General features: G+C 55.8%; 12 protein-coding genes. 4 read left to right on the plus strand and 8 right to left on the minus strand.

The annotated features are described in order from the left end of the window. Positions 1-213 precede the first annotated feature (213 nt). A complete protein-coding gene (gene clpB, locus GM557_RS08100) occupies positions 214-2,814 on the minus strand; it encodes an ATP-dependent chaperone ClpB (protein ID WP_155573856.1) in 2,601 nt (866 codons plus the stop codon). Positions 2,815-3,009: 195 nt separating this feature from the next. Next, positions 3,010-3,612: a YqgE/AlgH family protein gene (locus tag GM557_RS08105; protein WP_099027405.1), complete on the minus strand. Its 603-nt coding sequence runs from the start codon at positions 3,610-3,612 to the stop codon at positions 3,010-3,012. Between the two features lie 84 nt (positions 3,613-3,696). On the opposite strand from GM557_RS08105, the gene GM557_RS08110 reads away from it, so the two are divergent. Further along, complete coding sequence (locus tag GM557_RS08110) at positions 3,697-4,458, plus strand: SDR family NAD(P)-dependent oxidoreductase (RefSeq protein WP_155573857.1); 762 nt, start codon at positions 3,697-3,699, stop codon at positions 4,456-4,458. A gap of 18 nt (positions 4,459-4,476) precedes the next feature. Here GM557_RS08110 and GM557_RS08115 read toward each other — a convergent pair whose 3' ends face one another. Together GM557_RS08115 and GM557_RS08120 are read right to left on the minus strand one after the other, a co-directional pair. Then, on the minus strand, positions 4,477-6,282 hold the full coding sequence (locus GM557_RS08115; protein ID WP_155573914.1) for a DEAD/DEAH box helicase: 1,806 nt from the start codon (positions 6,280-6,282) through the stop codon (positions 4,477-4,479). A 132-nt stretch (positions 6,283-6,414) separates the two neighbouring features. Next, positions 6,415-7,050: a class I SAM-dependent methyltransferase gene (locus GM557_RS08120; RefSeq protein ID WP_370513459.1), complete on the minus strand. Its 636-nt coding sequence runs from the start codon at positions 7,048-7,050 to the stop codon at positions 6,415-6,417. Between the two features lie 137 nt (positions 7,051-7,187). Here GM557_RS08120 and dapF point away from each other — a divergent pair, with 137 nt between their 5' ends. Genes dapF through ftsY form a run of 3 tightly spaced genes read left to right on the plus strand, consistent with a single transcriptional unit; the run spans position 7,188 to position 10,179 of the window. Next, the gene (gene dapF / locus GM557_RS08125) at positions 7,188-7,997 is read left to right on the plus strand and encodes a diaminopimelate epimerase (protein ID WP_155573858.1); all 810 of its coding nucleotides are present in this window, start codon (positions 7,188-7,190) and stop codon (positions 7,995-7,997) included. Next, positions 7,994-9,220 (plus strand): MiaB/RimO family radical SAM methylthiotransferase, encoded by a 1,227-nt coding sequence (locus tag GM557_RS08130; RefSeq protein WP_155573859.1) that lies wholly within the window; start codon positions 7,994-7,996, stop codon positions 9,218-9,220. The genes dapF and GM557_RS08130 overlap by 4 nt, the downstream gene beginning before the upstream one ends. Positions 9,221-9,264: 44 nt before the next feature. Continuing rightward, a complete protein-coding gene (gene ftsY / locus GM557_RS08135) occupies positions 9,265-10,179 on the plus strand; it encodes a signal recognition particle-docking protein FtsY (protein WP_155573860.1) in 915 nt (304 codons plus the stop codon). Positions 10,180-10,271: 92 nt separating this feature from the next. Here the strand turns inward: ftsY and GM557_RS08140 are convergent, their stop codons facing one another. The 4 genes from GM557_RS08140 to GM557_RS08155 all read right to left on the minus strand — a co-directional run bounded on the left by GM557_RS08140 (position 10,272) and on the right by GM557_RS08155 (position 14,411). Beyond that, complete coding sequence (locus GM557_RS08140; RefSeq protein ID WP_230880652.1) at positions 10,272-10,535, minus strand: hypothetical protein; 264 nt, start codon at positions 10,533-10,535, stop codon at positions 10,272-10,274. A gap of 210 nt (positions 10,536-10,745) precedes the next feature. Continuing rightward, a complete protein-coding gene (locus tag GM557_RS08145; protein ID WP_155573861.1) occupies positions 10,746-12,035 on the minus strand; it encodes an adenylosuccinate synthase in 1,290 nt (429 codons plus the stop codon). 49 nt (positions 12,036-12,084) lie between these two features. After that, entirely contained in the window at positions 12,085-13,230 is a 1,146-nt protein-coding gene (locus GM557_RS08150; protein WP_155573862.1) for an ATP phosphoribosyltransferase regulatory subunit, read from the minus strand. Continuing rightward, entirely contained in the window at positions 13,227-14,411 is a 1,185-nt protein-coding gene (locus tag GM557_RS08155) for a phosphoserine transaminase (RefSeq protein WP_230880657.1), read from the minus strand. Before GM557_RS08155 ends, GM557_RS08150 begins: the two co-directional genes overlap by 4 nt. Between the last annotated feature and the right edge of the window lie 99 nt (positions 14,412-14,510).

Below are 14,510 nucleotides of genomic sequence, written 5' to 3' on the forward strand. Positions count from 1 at the left end.
ATCCCTTCCAGTCTCTACTTATTAACCAATATTCAATTCTCAATGACCACCCAAACAACCCCAGAACTCCCGCCCCAGCGCCGCCGGTAGAGCGCCTTATACCCACACCACAAAACCCACGCAACCCGATTCCTTAAACTTTCTCAAAGTTTCTGCTCAAAAATAAAAAAACCGCCCAAAACGGGCGGTTTTTTACCAAGTTACCTCCTCCGCTTAGCTCTGAGCGGTGGCATGTCCATTTATGAGCAACCCTTGCTCATTAGCGGAGATTGTCACCTCATCCCCATCATGGATGGTCCCTTCTAACAGGAGGCCCGCAAGAGGATTCTGTAACTCACGCTGGATGACCCGCTTTAATGGGCGCGCACCATAGACGGGGTCATACCCAGCCTCGGCCATCCACTCCCGTGCTTTATCATCCAGAGAGAGGGTGATTTTGCGATCAGCCAGAAGATGCCGCAGCCGCCCAAGCTGAATCTCCACAATTTGCCCCATATCGGCCCGTTGGAGACGGGAGAACAGGATGATCTCGTCCAGACGATTAAGGAACTCCGGCCGGAAATGCGCCCGGACAACCTCCATCACCTCATTACGGACGGACTCGGTGGATTCGCCATCCTTCTGATGCGCTAGAATCTCAGAGCCGAGATTGCTCGTCAGCACGATGATGGTATTGCGGAAATCCACCACACGGCCTTGCCCGTCTGTCAGACGGCCATCATCAAGCACCTGAAGTAAGATGTTAAAAACATCCTCATGCGCTTTCTCCACCTCGTCAAAGAGGATGACCTGATAAGGACGACGCCGTACGGCCTCGGTCAACACACCGCCTTCATCATAACCGACATAGCCCGGAGGGGCCCCGATGAGACGAGAGACGGAGTGCTTCTCCATAAACTCGCTCATATCAATCCGCAGCAAGGCGCGTTCATCATCAAAGAGGAACTGCGCGAGCGTCTTGGCAAGCTCGGTTTTACCCACACCGGTAGGGCCGAGGAACAAGAAGGAACCAATCGGGCGGTTGGGGTCCTGCAAGCCCGCACGCGCACGACGCACTGCGTTAGAGACAGCAACCAAGGCTGATTCCTGCCCTACGACACGCTCCCGCAAGACGGATTCCATACGCATGAGTTTGGACCGCTCACCTTCTAGCATCCGGTCCACGGGCACACCTGTCCAACGGGAGACAACCGCAGCGATGCCTTGGTCTGTCACCGTATCGGCAAAAAGGCCGGTTTCATCTGCTTGTGCTTCAGCCTGCTGGGCTTGCTCAATCTGACGCTCTAGCTCAGGGATGCGGCTATACATCAACTCAGAGGCCCGTTGGAGATTCCCCTGACGTTGCGCAACCTCAACCTCTGAGCGTGCATGGTCGAGTTCTTCCTTATATTTCTGCACAGCGTTCATGCGGTCTTTCTCCGCATGCCACGCTGCACTCATCGCATCGGACTTCTCTTGTAGGTCGGCAAGCTCCGCCTCCAACGCTTCGAGCCGCTCACGAGAGGCTGTGTCATCCTCTTTGCGAATCGCCTCACGCTCAATCTTGAGCTGGATGATGCGGCGGTCTAGCTCGTCCAAAGCCTCGGGCTTGCTGTCGATTTGCATCCGCAGGCGGCTCGCGGCCTCGTCAATCAGGTCGATAGCTTTATCGGGGAGGAAGCGGTCCGTGATGTAGCGGTTGGACAGCGTGGCAGCTGAGACCAAAGCGTTATCGGTAATCCGCACCCCATGATGCAGCTCGTACTTCTCCTTAATCCCGCGCAGGATGGAGATTGTATCCGCCACAGAGGGCTCACCCACAAAAACCGGCTGGAAGCGGCGTGCGAGGGCGGCATCCTTCTCGATATATTTGCGGTATTCATCCAGCGTTGTGGCCCCAAGACAGTGCAACACACCGCGGGCGAGTTCTGGCTTGATGAGGTTGGAGGCATCCATCGCCCCGCTAGAGCGACCGGCCCCAACAAGGGTGTGCATCTCATCAATAAAGAGGATGATTTGCCCCTCGGCACTTTCAATTTCTTTGAGGACGGCCTTCAGACGTTCTTCAAACTCACCTTGATATTTCGCACCGGCAATCAATGCGCCCATATCGAGGGAAAGCAGCTTCTTATTGCGCAAAGCCTCTGGCACATCGCCATTGACGATGCGTAGAGCCAGCCCCTCCACAATGGCGGTCTTACCAACGCCGGGTTCGCCAATCAGTACCGGGTTGTTCTTGCTGCGGCGTGCCAGCACTTGGATAGCACGGCGAATCTCCTCATCACGCCCGATGACGGGGTCCAGCTTACCTTCCTGCGCTTGGGCTGTGACATCGCGCGCATATTTCTTCAACGCATCGAAGTTATTTTCAGCCGAAGCTGAATCAACTGTACGGCCTTTGCGTACAGCGGCAATGGCCCCTTCCAACGCTTGAGCGGACGCTTTGCCCTGCCGCAGAGCCTCCCCGGCGGGGGTTTTGCTCGCAGCAATACCCGCTAAAAGACGGTCCTGCGCGACATAGCTATCACCGGCGGCTTTGGCAGCAGCCTCTGCACCATCTAAGACACGTACAAAATCCGGTGTTGGTTGAGGTTGTGACGCCCCACTGCCTTGCACGGTTGGCAATTTCGCCAAGGCGGCATCATTAGCGTGTTGAACAGATTTAGGGTCACCCCCTGCTGCACGAATCAGGCCCGCAGCGGCCCCTTGCTCGTCATCCAACAGGGCCTTGAGCAAATGCTCTGGCGTTAATTGCTGGTGATAATCACGCAGAGCAATGGTCTGAGCCGCTTGAATGAAGCCTTGGCTCCGCTCTGTAAACTTCTGAATATCCATAATCTTGCCTCTCCGTCTCGCCCCATTTTTGGCAGCGATGAATGTCCAGCCTGCCCCATTATGGCGACATGCTGTGCCTAAAATTTAGGCACGATGACGCCTATTTCAAGAGGGCGTTCCGAGATTATCCCCGCATCAATTATGTGAGCCGAAATGAGGCTTATGGCAATGGAAGGGCAGCTTTGCGTGTTACGCTTAGGCCTCCCCTACAGATGCAGAGAGTGAAGCGGGCTCCAGCCCTACGCTGGCTAAAGCGCGTTGCCATTTTGAGGAAGGGTCCACGTCAAAGATAATATCGGCCTGTGCCGGGGCGACATACCACGCATTGCCGTGGAGAATCTCCTCCTCCAACTGTCCGGCCGCCCATGCTGCATGACCAAGAAGGAGCATAGCTTGCTCTGGCCCCCGCCCTGCGGCGAGCTCTTTAATCATCTCAAGGCTTGCGCTGACCTCTGCCACGGGGCCTTCTTCCGCCAGAACGGAGAGACGACGCTTAGCCCCTTGCTCGCCCAAAGAGGTGGGCGTGTGGAGGACAAAGCCACGTCCTGGCTCTACCGGCCCACCAACACCGACACCAAATAAGCGTTGTGGTGGGTTGGGTGAGACATCAAGCTGTCTGAGCAGCTCGCCAATATCTGGGTGGGTGAGACGGCGATTAACAATCATCCCCATCGCCCCAGCCTCCGCAGAGTGCGCGCAGAGATAAATGACGGTTTGAGCAAACTCCGTCCCCGCCAAAACAGGGCTGGCAATGAGCAAACGGTCCGTCAATATCTCATGAGGGGCAAGAATCGGCATGAACACCTCTTACAAACAATATGAGCAGCCATCATAACAAGATATGGTGCTGTTTTTTACACATCATAGAGCGGAGTGCGCACTATGTCGCCATCACAGATTATTCTCGTCACAGGGGCTACGGCAGGCTTTGGCCGTACAATAGCCACGCGCCTTGTTAAAGAAGGGCATCGTGTCATCGGGACAGGCCGCCGGGGTGAGCGACTCGCTGCCCTCCATAAAGAATTGGGCGCGCACTTTCTCCCCCTCACATTAGATATGCAGGACCATGCCGCCCTGCGCGCTCTGCCAGACAGCTTGCCAGAGGAATGGCGGGCTATTGATGTCCTCATCAATAATGCCGGTCTTGCTTTGGGTGTAACCCCTGCCCAAGAGTCCTCCATTGAGGATTGGGAGACCATGATTGGCACCAACATCTCCGGCCTTGTGGGAATTACCCACGCAATCTTGCCGGGTATGGTGGCGCGTAACCGTGGTTATATTATCTCCATCGGCAGTACGGCAGGGCATTACGCATATCGCGGGGGGAATGTTTATGGGGCGACAAAAGCCTTCGTTGCCCAATTTATGAAGAATCTACGCACAGACCTGCTCGGCACGGCCTTACGCAGCACAACTATTGAGCCCGGTCTTGTAGGCGGTAGTGAGTTTAGCAATGTGCGTTTGCGTGACGATGCCAAAGCCCGCGCTGTTTATGAAAATGCAACGCCACTCATGCCTGCTGATATTGCCGAGACCGTCTCATGGTTGATTAACCTCCCCGCCCATATGAATGTAAATCATTTAGAGATTATGCCTGTCTGCCAAGCATCGGGTGGTTTAGCGGTCATCAAAAAGGAGGGGTAAGCCCCCTCCCTTATGACATCAGCTACGGCGGCGGGAGGATTTCTCCCCATTACGCGCGGGGCCAGAACGACGCTTTGAAGACGGGGGACCACTGCGGCCCTCTCGTCCTTCCCGCCCCTCACGACGCCCCCCACCGCCGGGGCCGCCAAAACGTCCTTTCGGGGCCCCAAAACGGCGGCCCGGCGGGCCACCACGCCCACGGCGCGGGCCTGCCCCACCAGCGGGGGCCTCGGCAGGCTCGATAGTGACTTCATCCTTATCCGCCCCAGCGCAACAGGCATTAAACCGCGCGACTTTTTCATCAGAAATCTGGAACAGCGTATCCTCTTGCTGGATGCGGATGCTGCCAATATCGCGCTTCTGCACCCCACCGAGGCGGCAAATGAGAGGGATCAACCATTTAGGGTCAGCCTTCTCGCTACGGCCCACACCAAGGCGGAACCACGAACCGAACATATCATGCCCACGGCCCGTGCCCTCGCGCACCGCCCCACGAGTTGGAGGCTCTACCGAGACGGGACGAATATGCTCCACGCGCGGTAGATGCGCTTTATGAAAGCCCACTAACGCACGGGCTAAATGAGCGGCATCAAACTGCTCGACTAACTTTGCCACAATCTCCTCTGGGACAGAGGCATCAACCTCGCCTGTCAAGATCGGGTCTTCTAACAAACGTTGAGCGTCTTTCTCGGCAATGGCTTCTGCTGTGGGGACAGGCTCCCACTCTGCTTTAACGCGAGCTTGGGCGAGCACGCGCTCCGCTTTGCGCCGTTGGTTAAACGGCACCATCAACACGCTCACCCCCTTACGCCCTGCACGGCCTGTCCGACCAGAGCGATGCAAGAAGGTATCGGAGGATGAAGGCACACTCGCATGTACAACAAGCCCCAAAGCGGGGACATCAATCCCACGCGCTGCGACATCCGTTGCCACGCATACACGCGCTGCCCCAGAACGTAGGCTCTCAATCGCGCGGGAACGCTCATTCTGACCCATTTCGCCAGAAATGGCGACCGAGGCAAAGCCACGCTCTAGCAAGGCGGCTTGCACCTGATTCACCAAAAGCCGCGTATTGCAGAACACCATAGCGGTTTGGCTCTCATAATAACGCAGCACATTAACGAGCGACCGCTCCACCTCTTGCGGGGCTGTAACCACGCAACGATGGGTGATATCGGCATGTTGCTTTTGGCCGGAGACGGTATCAATCCGCTTAGCCTCTTTTTGATAACGCCGTGCCAGAGAGGCAATTTCCCGCGCGATGGTGGCGGAGAATAAAAGGGTGCGGCGGTCCTTAGGGGAGGCGTCCAGAAGTTGTTCTAACTCCTCCCGGAAGCCCATATCCAACATCTCATCAGCTTCATCCAGCACGACAACGCGCAAAGCTGCGAGATTGAGCTTACCACGGGAGAGATGGTCACAAAGCCGCCCCGGTGTGCCAACAACAATATGCGCCCCACTGGTAAGGGCGCGGGCTTCCCGGCGGGCATCTGTCCCGCCGATGCAGCTCGCAATACGCGCGCCCGTCTCACCATATAGCCAAGAAAGCTCTGCCTGCACTTGCATAGCAAGCTCCCGCGTAGGGGCGATGACTAAAGCAAGCGGTGCTTTTGTAGGGGCCATCTGGTCCCCCTCACCCAATAAATCGGAGGAGAAGGCTAGACCAAAAGCAACCGTCTTGCCGGAGCCTGTTTGTGCGGAGACGAGCAGGTCCCGCCCCTCCAACGCTGGCTCTAATACGGCCTCTTGCACGGGCGTTGGCTGCTCATAGCCACGCGTTGCGAGGGCGCGAGTTAAGGCGGGATGGGTATCGGGAAAAGGCATCGTCAAAGAACACTCGGTCATACACGGGCTGTTACGAACCAAAATATAACAGCTAGAAAAGCGGTAAATACTCCTTTACCTGCCACAAAGCCAGAGAAGATCACCACCAAATTAAAAAGCAGCGCGTCCGCTTCAACTTCCAGCGGGGCAGCGGCCTATCACAGCATGTACAGTATCTTGCCATGCAGTAAGGTCTTCTGGGGGGACAACCTCGCCTGTATCAAGCTCCACAAAGCCTGCACGCTGCATTAATGCGCTGGTGAGGCGTACGCGGTCCTCTGGCTCCAACGCTTGCCAAATGGCCACGGCTTTGGCAGGGACGAATCTGTCGGAAAAACTGATAATCAGCGGGGCACCGGGGCGGAGGATGCGGCGTATCTCCTCCAAAACCTGTTGTGGCTTAGTGAGATACGCCATGCCATCACATAGCAACGCCCCATCAAAACTCGCATCATCAAATGGTAGGGATGTATCTTGGTTGAGGTCCTGCTCCTTAAAGGACGTTAATGCAGGATTCGCCTGCAAGGCGGCTTTATAAACATCAATCCCGATGAACTCTTGAAAGGTCGCATCCTCTGGCAAATGGCTCATCGCCCCGCACATAAGGTCTAAACTACGCCCCCCTACTGGTAGGGCTGTACGATACAGGGCTGTAATGGCTGTACGCGCGCCCATATCCATTAATGAATCTAAATCCTGCCGGGCCCAGAAGCTTTTATCTGGCTCGGCTGAGGCTTGTGTAAATGCTTTCTCGTGTAAGCCTTGCACGGTGCTCCCTTCCTTTACTCGCTAGGTCGGTCATTATCATAGATAAAGAAAAAATGCGCTCACTATAACGGGGCATTTTACCCCAGCCCCACAAGCTTATAAAAGAGAGCCATCTCATCCATCTCTAGGAGGGCCTTATGGGCATGTCCTTTACGAAAATGCACGGATTAGGGAATGATTTTGTCATTCTTGATGGCAGAAGAACCCCCCTTACCCTGCCCTCCACCTTGATAAGCCGTTTATGTAACCGCCAACGCGGCATTGGCTGTGACCAGCTCGTCACGCTCTCCCCGCCCACACGCGCCGGGGCGGATGTGTTAGTTCGCTTCTTCAACCCTGATGGGTCAGAGGCGGGGGCGTGTGGTAATGCCTCCCGCTGTGTTGCGGCCTTATTAGGGGGGAACCCTACATTACAAACCCAAAATGGCCTCCTCCCCACATCACAAACAGACGGGCTTGTTTCTGTCCTCATGGGTAAGCCTCATCTGGACTGGCAGAGCATCCCCCTCGCCAATGCGTGTGATACAGCCCATCTCCCCCTTTATGATGGGGCTGCATGCTCTATGGGCAATCCCCATCTCACGCTCTTTCGTTCTATCGAAGATGCCGCCACACTTGGCCCTGTTTTGGAGACGGACCCGCTCTTTCCCGAGCGTGCCAATATCGGCTTTGCGGACATACAATCCCCCACCCATCTGCGCTTGCGTGTGTGGGAGCGCGGAGCGGGGCTGACCCTTGCTTGTGGCTCTGGTGCCTGTGCGGCTGTTGTCAATGCTGCTCGGCGCGGCCTTGTGGAACGGACCTGCCTTGTCAGTATGGAATGTGGCTCTCTCACCATCACATGGCAGGATGATGACTATGTGCTCATGACAGGCCCCGCCCAACATGTGTTCACCGGTACGTTAGATGAGACATGGCTGGCAGAGGGACAGGCCCCCGCCCTATGAGTGTTACACTTCTCACCTTTGGCTGCCGCCTAAATGCGCATGAAAGTGACGCGATGGAACATCTTGCCCAACAGGGGTTAGGGCAAGAGGGGCACACCATCATCGTCAATAGCTGCACTGTTACAGCCGAGGCCGAGCGGCAAGCCCGGCAGGCTATTCGCCGCGCTCATCGGGAGAATCCCTCAGCGCGCATCATTGTAACTGGATGTGCCTCCGAGCGTGCAGCAGAGGCTTGGGCCGCTTTACCCGGTGTTACGAAGGTTATCCCCAATACGGAAAAGACACATCCCTCCACATGGGGTTTGCCGGAGGAGGCAGGTCGCACCCCACCGCCTTCCCGCTATATTCGGGCGTTACTGCAAGTACAGCAAGGCTGCGATAATGATTGCACCTTCTGCGTGATTCCAGCTGGGCGGGGGCAATCGACCTCTATGTCCTTAGCAGACATCATCCCCAAAGCGCGTGCCCTGACAGAGGCAGGGCATTGTGAGATTGTCCTTACAGGGGTGGATATTGCCTCATGGCAGCATGGGGGACAGGGGTTGGGGCAGCTCTGCCGTCATCTTTTGGATGAAGTGCCAGAGATTGCCCGTTTGCGGCTTTCCTCCATCGACCCCATGATTCTTATCCCTAAAGAAGGCGACCATGCTTTATGGCAGCTCATCGCTGATGAGCCACGCTTTATGCCGCATCTGCATTTATCGCTCCAAGCGGGGTCGGACCTCATCCTCAAACACATGAAACGCCGCCATAATACGCAGGATGTCGCAAAGTTAGTGCAGCATGTGCGCCGCTTGCGGCCTGATGCAGGCTTTGGGGCGGATGTGATTGCGGGCTTCCCAACGGAGACGGAGGCGTTATTCCAAGAGACATATGAGTTCCTCGCCGAGCAGGCTATCCCTTTCCTCCATGTCTTTCCCTATAGCGAACGACCTGGCACGCCAGCAGCACGCATGCCCTCTATTCCGCGTGCCATTCGCCAAGAACGTGCAGCGAAACTTCGCCACTTAGGCCATGAGGTGAGAGAGCAGTTCCTCCACCGCTTTATTGGACAGGAAAAAACAGTCCTTATGGAAAGCCCCACAAGCGGCCATACGCCAGAATTCGCCGCCTTTACCCTCACCTCTGCCCCACAAAACATGCCCCCTACTCAACGCGGGCGGTTAGAGCGCATCCGCATCCTAAAGGTGCAGGATGGTCTTTTATTGGCAGAAATCCTCTAGGGAGGGCTTGACGGCTCCCCCTTTCTCACACCAAGTCGTCTGCTATGGCTGGATTTTTCTCACGACTCAAACAGGGTCTCTCCCGTTCAAGCGCGCGCCTTAATGCGGTGTTTGTAAAACGGCAACTTGATGATGCCACTCTTGAAGAATTGGAAGATGAGCTGATTGCGGCTGATCTGGGCCCGGCAGTTGCGGAGCGGATTATAGAGCAGTTCCGCCAGAAAAGCTTTGGGGAGGATATTACCCCAGAGGAAATCCGCCAGACCCTCGCCGCAGAAATCTCTCGCGTGTTGGAGCCTGTGGCCCGCCCCTTTGCGCTAGACACCACAAAAAAACCCCATGTTGTGCTGGTAGTGGGTGTTAATGGTGTGGGCAAGACGACAACCATTGGCAAAATCGCACATCATTATCATCAAGAGGGGAAATCCGTGATGATGGTGGCCGGCGATACCTTCCGCGCGGCGGCGGTAGAGCAGCTCCAAATCTGGGGGGAGCGCACGCACTCACCCGTTATAGCGGGCAAGGCGGGAGGAGATGCCGCAGGCCTTGCTTATGACGGGCTAAAGCGCGCAACAGAAGAGCAAGCCGACCTTCTCCTTGTTGATACAGCTGGGCGATTGCATAACCGCCAAGCTTTAATGGATGAATTGGCCAAAATCATCCGCGTGATGCAGAAGTTTGACCCCACAGCCCCCCATAGTGTGTTGCTTGTCCTAGATGCCACAACAGGCCAAAACGCCCTAGAGCAAGTGCGCGTCTTTCGCGACCTCGTCAATGTCAGTGGGTTAGTCGTCACTAAGCTGGATGGCTCTGCCCGTGGGGGTATTGTGGTCGCCTTGGCCGAGCAATTTAAGTTGCCGGTTCATCTCGTTGGTGTTGGCGAACAGGCAGAGGACCTCCGCCCCTTCTCCGCTACTGATTATGCCCGTGGCTTAGTGGGTGACGTACCAACGCAATAACCACCCCTATTGATAAAAGGATATGACATTAAAAAAGGAGTGCCTCCATGACGGGCACTCCTTTTTTCATCCTCCCCTCTTAAAAAGAAGGATTAGTCGGCTACGCCGCTATGGGTGGAAATCTTGGATTCCGCAAATGTATGGTGCCAAACATGCCCTTTATCATCAAAAATAAGCAGCACTGTTTTGGCCTTCCCATGCCTACCATTAGAGAAAGCTGAGTAATAGGGAATGTAATTCTCCCCATTCTCGTGCAGAGTTTTAAACTCATACTTCCAGACCTCACGACCGCCATCAGTGTAATTAATCTCCAGCGGGTCGCCAAACATGGTCTTAACCTGATCCTTGGTTGTCACACCATCTTAGATTTTTTGATCAATCGTTGCAGCCGTCTCATTCTTAATGGCCCGATTGCCGTAAGATGAACAACCTGCCAGCACAAAAGCCATCGCCCCTGCACATAATAATTTCCGCATCGAACTTACAATTCCTCTCAATAGAAGATTCATGCCATACCAGCCCAGTTATATAACGGGCTGGCACTCACATAACACAATTCCGGCCATTCAACCCTCAAATGGGTCTGTTACCAAAATTGTATCCTCACGTTCCGGGCTGGTGGAAAGCAGCGTAACAGGCGCGCCAATCAATTCCTCAATCCGGCGTACATATTTAATCGCCTGGGCAGGGAGTTCCGCCCAAGAACGCGCACCGCCTGTTGTTTCATCCCAACCCGGCATGGTCTCCAAAACTGGCTTCACACGGGCCTGCGCACCCGGTGCGGAGGGGAAGTGCTCTATCCTCTGCCCATCTAGCTCATACCCAACGCAAATGGAGACCTCTTTCATACCATCGAGAATGTCCAGCTTTGTTAGCGCAACACCACTCACGCCCCCAACGCGCACGGCCCGGCGGACCATGGCCGCATCAAACCAACCACAACGGCGTGGGCGGCCTGTCACAGTGCCAAACTCACGCCCGCGCTCGGCCATGCCTTTGCCAACATCATCAAATAATTCAGACGGGAATGGCCCTTCCCCCACGCGGGTTGTATAAGCCTTAGCAATCCCCAACACAAAACCGACCGATTTCGGGCTCATCCCGCTCCCAGAAGCAGCAATCGCCGCCACTGTGTTGGAGCTGGTCACGAAGGGGTAAGTCCCGTGGTCCACATCCAGCATGACAGCTTGTGCGCCCTCAAACAGGATGCGCTTCCCAGCGCGGTCGGCCTCGGCAAGACGGTCCCACGCACGGCAGGCATAAGGCAGCAAACGCGGGGTAATTTCTTTAAGGAAGGCGAGGATCGCCTCCTTTGTGAAGGTCTCTGCCCCCAAGCCGGCTAAAAGCGTATTGTGATGGAGCAACAGCTCATCAATCTTCCAATCCAGCGTGTCAGGCTCGGTCAGGTCACAAATGCGGATGGCACGGCGGGCTACTTTATCCTCATAAGCAGGACCAATGCCGCGGCCTGTCGTGCCGATTTTATGGGTACCACGAGCCTGCTCACGCGCGCGATCCAACGCCCCATGCACAGGAAGAATCAAAGGAGCTGTCTCGGCTATCCAGAGTGTTTCTGGCGTGACGGTCAGGCCTTGCTCTGTCACGCGGTCAATCTCGCTCATCAAAGCTTTGGGGTCCACCACGACACCATTGCCGATGACGCCAATCTTCCCCCCGACTAAACCAGACGGCAGCAATGATAATTTATACACCTGATCATTAACGACCAGCGTATGGCCGGCATTATGCCCACCCTGAAAACGCACAACAATATCGGCACGGCTGGACAGCCAGTCCACAATCTTGCCTTTACCCTCATCGCCCCACTGGGTCCCGATTACGGTAACATTGGCCATAAGAATGCTCTTCCTTCAACGTCTCATAATGACGATCCCTACCCGCTTATTAGCGCGGCAGGGGGGTGGGTTGTTCATCTTTCCAGATATGACTGCACCGTAAATGATGCGCCTCCTGCTCCATCGCACTTGATTCCCCAAGCGATGCGATGGTGGCATAGCCTGCCTCATGCAGGCTGGACAAGTCCTTCTGTGCCATATGGGGGGGAACAAGGCAGCGTTTACGCCGTGGTGGTGGCTCTGCCACCCTTAAAAAAGCATGGGGATGAAGTGTCAACCCACATGCTGGCTCATCCCCTGCGAGATAACGCCCCCCACGTCCCAATTCCTCACGAGAATGTAGAGCAAAGACCGTTACACATACCCCAGTATGATACCGCCAACCTCGGAAATCAACCGGGTCCACCGTCAAGCGAGCCGTAGGTAGGCGTGCTAAAATCGCTGCCACATCTGCCCGTAAACGCGCCACAAAAGGGCGTAATTTATCAGGGAATGTCAGCGTCTCTAACTTCTGCAGCGCAATATGAGCCGGGCCAACAGCATCCATCATCCCTAAAAGCAACTCCGCCCATGCCCCACCATGCTCCCGCACGGCGGCGGCATCACGCCGGTCTAACGCATGGATAATCGCCTCACGCTCAGCCCCGCTAAAGCCATCCTCTATCAAGCTCCAAACCATAACAGGCATGGAAAGGTCAAAAGAGACATAAGCAATCCCCAATTTTGCGAGGGCCTCCGCCCCTAGAGCGATGACCTCGGCATCGGCCTCGGCTTTATCAGGGCCGATAAGCTCTATCCCCGCTTGGGAGATTTGACGCTGCCCCTCACGCCCCGGCGTGCCGATAACCACACAATCCCCCGCATAAGAAAGACGGAGCGGGCGCGGGCAATCCTGCATCCGCACCGCTGCAATACGGGCGATCTGCGTTGTCATATCCGGCCGCAATGCCATCATCCGATGCGAGGATGGATCTAACAAACGGAAGCTCTGCTCCGCCAAAGCCGCCCCGGACCCACTCAACAAGGAGGCCTCAAACTCTAACAAAGGGGGACGGACGCGCTCATAGCCATGGCAGGAGAATACATCCATCACCGCTGCAAGGCCGCGGGCCTCTGCCTCGGCCTCGGCGGGGAGGAGGTCCACAAACCCCATAGGCAACAAAGCCGGGTTTGATAAATCTGGTGTCTCCATCATGCCCGCACGGCCTCTTCTGCAACGCACCCATAAGCCCAATCTAACCACGGTAAGAGGGCCTCTATATCCTCTGCCTCAACCGTGGCCCCACCCCAAATCCGTAATCCGGCAGGGGCATCACGATAGCCAGCAAGGTCATAACCCGCTTGCTCGGCCTCTAAAAGGCTGGTCATCTTCTTAATCGCCGCAGAACGTTGGGCATCATCTAAAGCCTCAAACCACGGTGCGGTAATCTTTAAGCAGATAGAGGTACAAGAGCGTGTCTCTTTTGTCGCACTGAGGAAGGCCACCCAATCACGCTGAGCCACCCATGCCTCCACAAGGGCGAGATTCTTCCGTGCCCGTGCTTTCAGAGCCTCTAAACCACCAATGGATTCCGCCCAACGTAAGCTATCCAACGCATCTTCCACACATAACATGGAGGGGGTGTTGATTGTATCGCCGCGGAAGATAGCCTCATTCAGCCCTTTTTTATTCGTAAGGCGGAAAATCTTAGGCAAAGGCCGCTGGCTGCCCTCCTCCAACCGTTGTACGGCACGAGGGCTGAGTGCCACCATGCCATGCGCTGCCTCCCCCCCAAGGGCCTTCTGCCACGACCATGTCACAACGTCCAACCGCTCCCATGGCAGGTCCATCGCAAACGCAGCCGAGGTCGCATCGCAAATCACCAACCCTTCATGCTGGGCTGGCACCGCCTCAACCGAAGGGATGCACACACCTGAGGTTGTGCCATTCCATGTCAGTACAACATCACGCGACCAATCGATCTGCGTCATATCGGGCAGGGAGCCATAGGGGGCTTCCAACACGCGGAGGTCATCTAATGCGAGGACATCGCGTAAATCCTGCGCCCATGTGCCAGAGAAACTCTCAAAAGAGAGGACATCCACACCGCGTTGCCCTGCTATGGCCCACAAAATCATCTCCACTGCCCCCGTGTCAGAGGCTGGGACAATGCCAAGTTGCCAACCCTCTGGCATACCAAGCAAAGAGGCTGAGCGCGTTATCACCTCATGCAGCCGTGCGCGCCCTTCTGCCGCACGATGAGACCGCCCAAGAAAAGCCCCTTTAAGGGCATCAGGCGTCCAGCCGGGGCGTTTGACGCACGGGCCAGATGAGAAATACGGTCGTTGCGGACGGCGGGAAGGCTTAGCGGGGGGCATAACGGGTTGGTCATCCATCATTACGGTAAAGGATCATCTTTTCTTAGGTGTCACACGCATCATGAGGGGTCAAGATAAGCGAAGCATGATTGGCAGAACAACGCCGATTGCGTAAGA

The organism is Bombella sp. ESL0385 (assembly GCF_009725755.1).
Lineage (GTDB): Bacteria > Pseudomonadota > Alphaproteobacteria > Acetobacterales > Acetobacteraceae > Bombella > Bombella pollinis.

What these genes read in the sequence shown, in the direction of transcription:
- GM557_RS08155 (WP_230880657.1), bottom strand. Translation starts at nt 14,411, where the DNA reads ATGGATGACCAACCCGTTATGCCCCCCGCTAAGCCTTCCCGCCGTCCG.
- GM557_RS08145 (WP_155573861.1), bottom strand. Translation starts at nt 12,035, where the DNA reads ATGGCCAATGTTACCGTAATCGGGACCCAGTGGGGCGATGAGGGTAAA.
- GM557_RS08130 (WP_155573859.1), top strand. Translation starts at nt 7,994, where the DNA reads ATGAGTGTTACACTTCTCACCTTTGGCTGCCGCCTAAATGCGCATGAA.
- clpB (WP_155573856.1), bottom strand. Translation starts at nt 2,814, where the DNA reads ATGGATATTCAGAAGTTTACAGAGCGGAGCCAAGGCTTCATTCAAGCG.
- ftsY (WP_155573860.1), top strand. Translation starts at nt 9,265, where the DNA reads ATGGCTGGATTTTTCTCACGACTCAAACAGGGTCTCTCCCGTTCAAGC.
- GM557_RS08105 (WP_099027405.1), bottom strand. Translation starts at nt 3,612, where the DNA reads ATGCCGATTCTTGCCCCTCATGAGATATTGACGGACCGTTTGCTCATT.
- GM557_RS08150 (WP_155573862.1), bottom strand. Translation starts at nt 13,230, where the DNA reads ATGATGGAGACACCAGATTTATCAAACCCGGCTTTGTTGCCTATGGGG.
- GM557_RS08115 (WP_155573914.1), bottom strand. Translation starts at nt 6,282, where the DNA reads ATGCCTTTTCCCGATACCCATCCCGCCTTAACTCGCGCCCTCGCAACG.
- dapF (WP_155573858.1), top strand. Translation starts at nt 7,188, where the DNA reads ATGGGCATGTCCTTTACGAAAATGCACGGATTAGGGAATGATTTTGTC.
- GM557_RS08110 (WP_155573857.1), top strand. Translation starts at nt 3,697, where the DNA reads ATGTCGCCATCACAGATTATTCTCGTCACAGGGGCTACGGCAGGCTTT.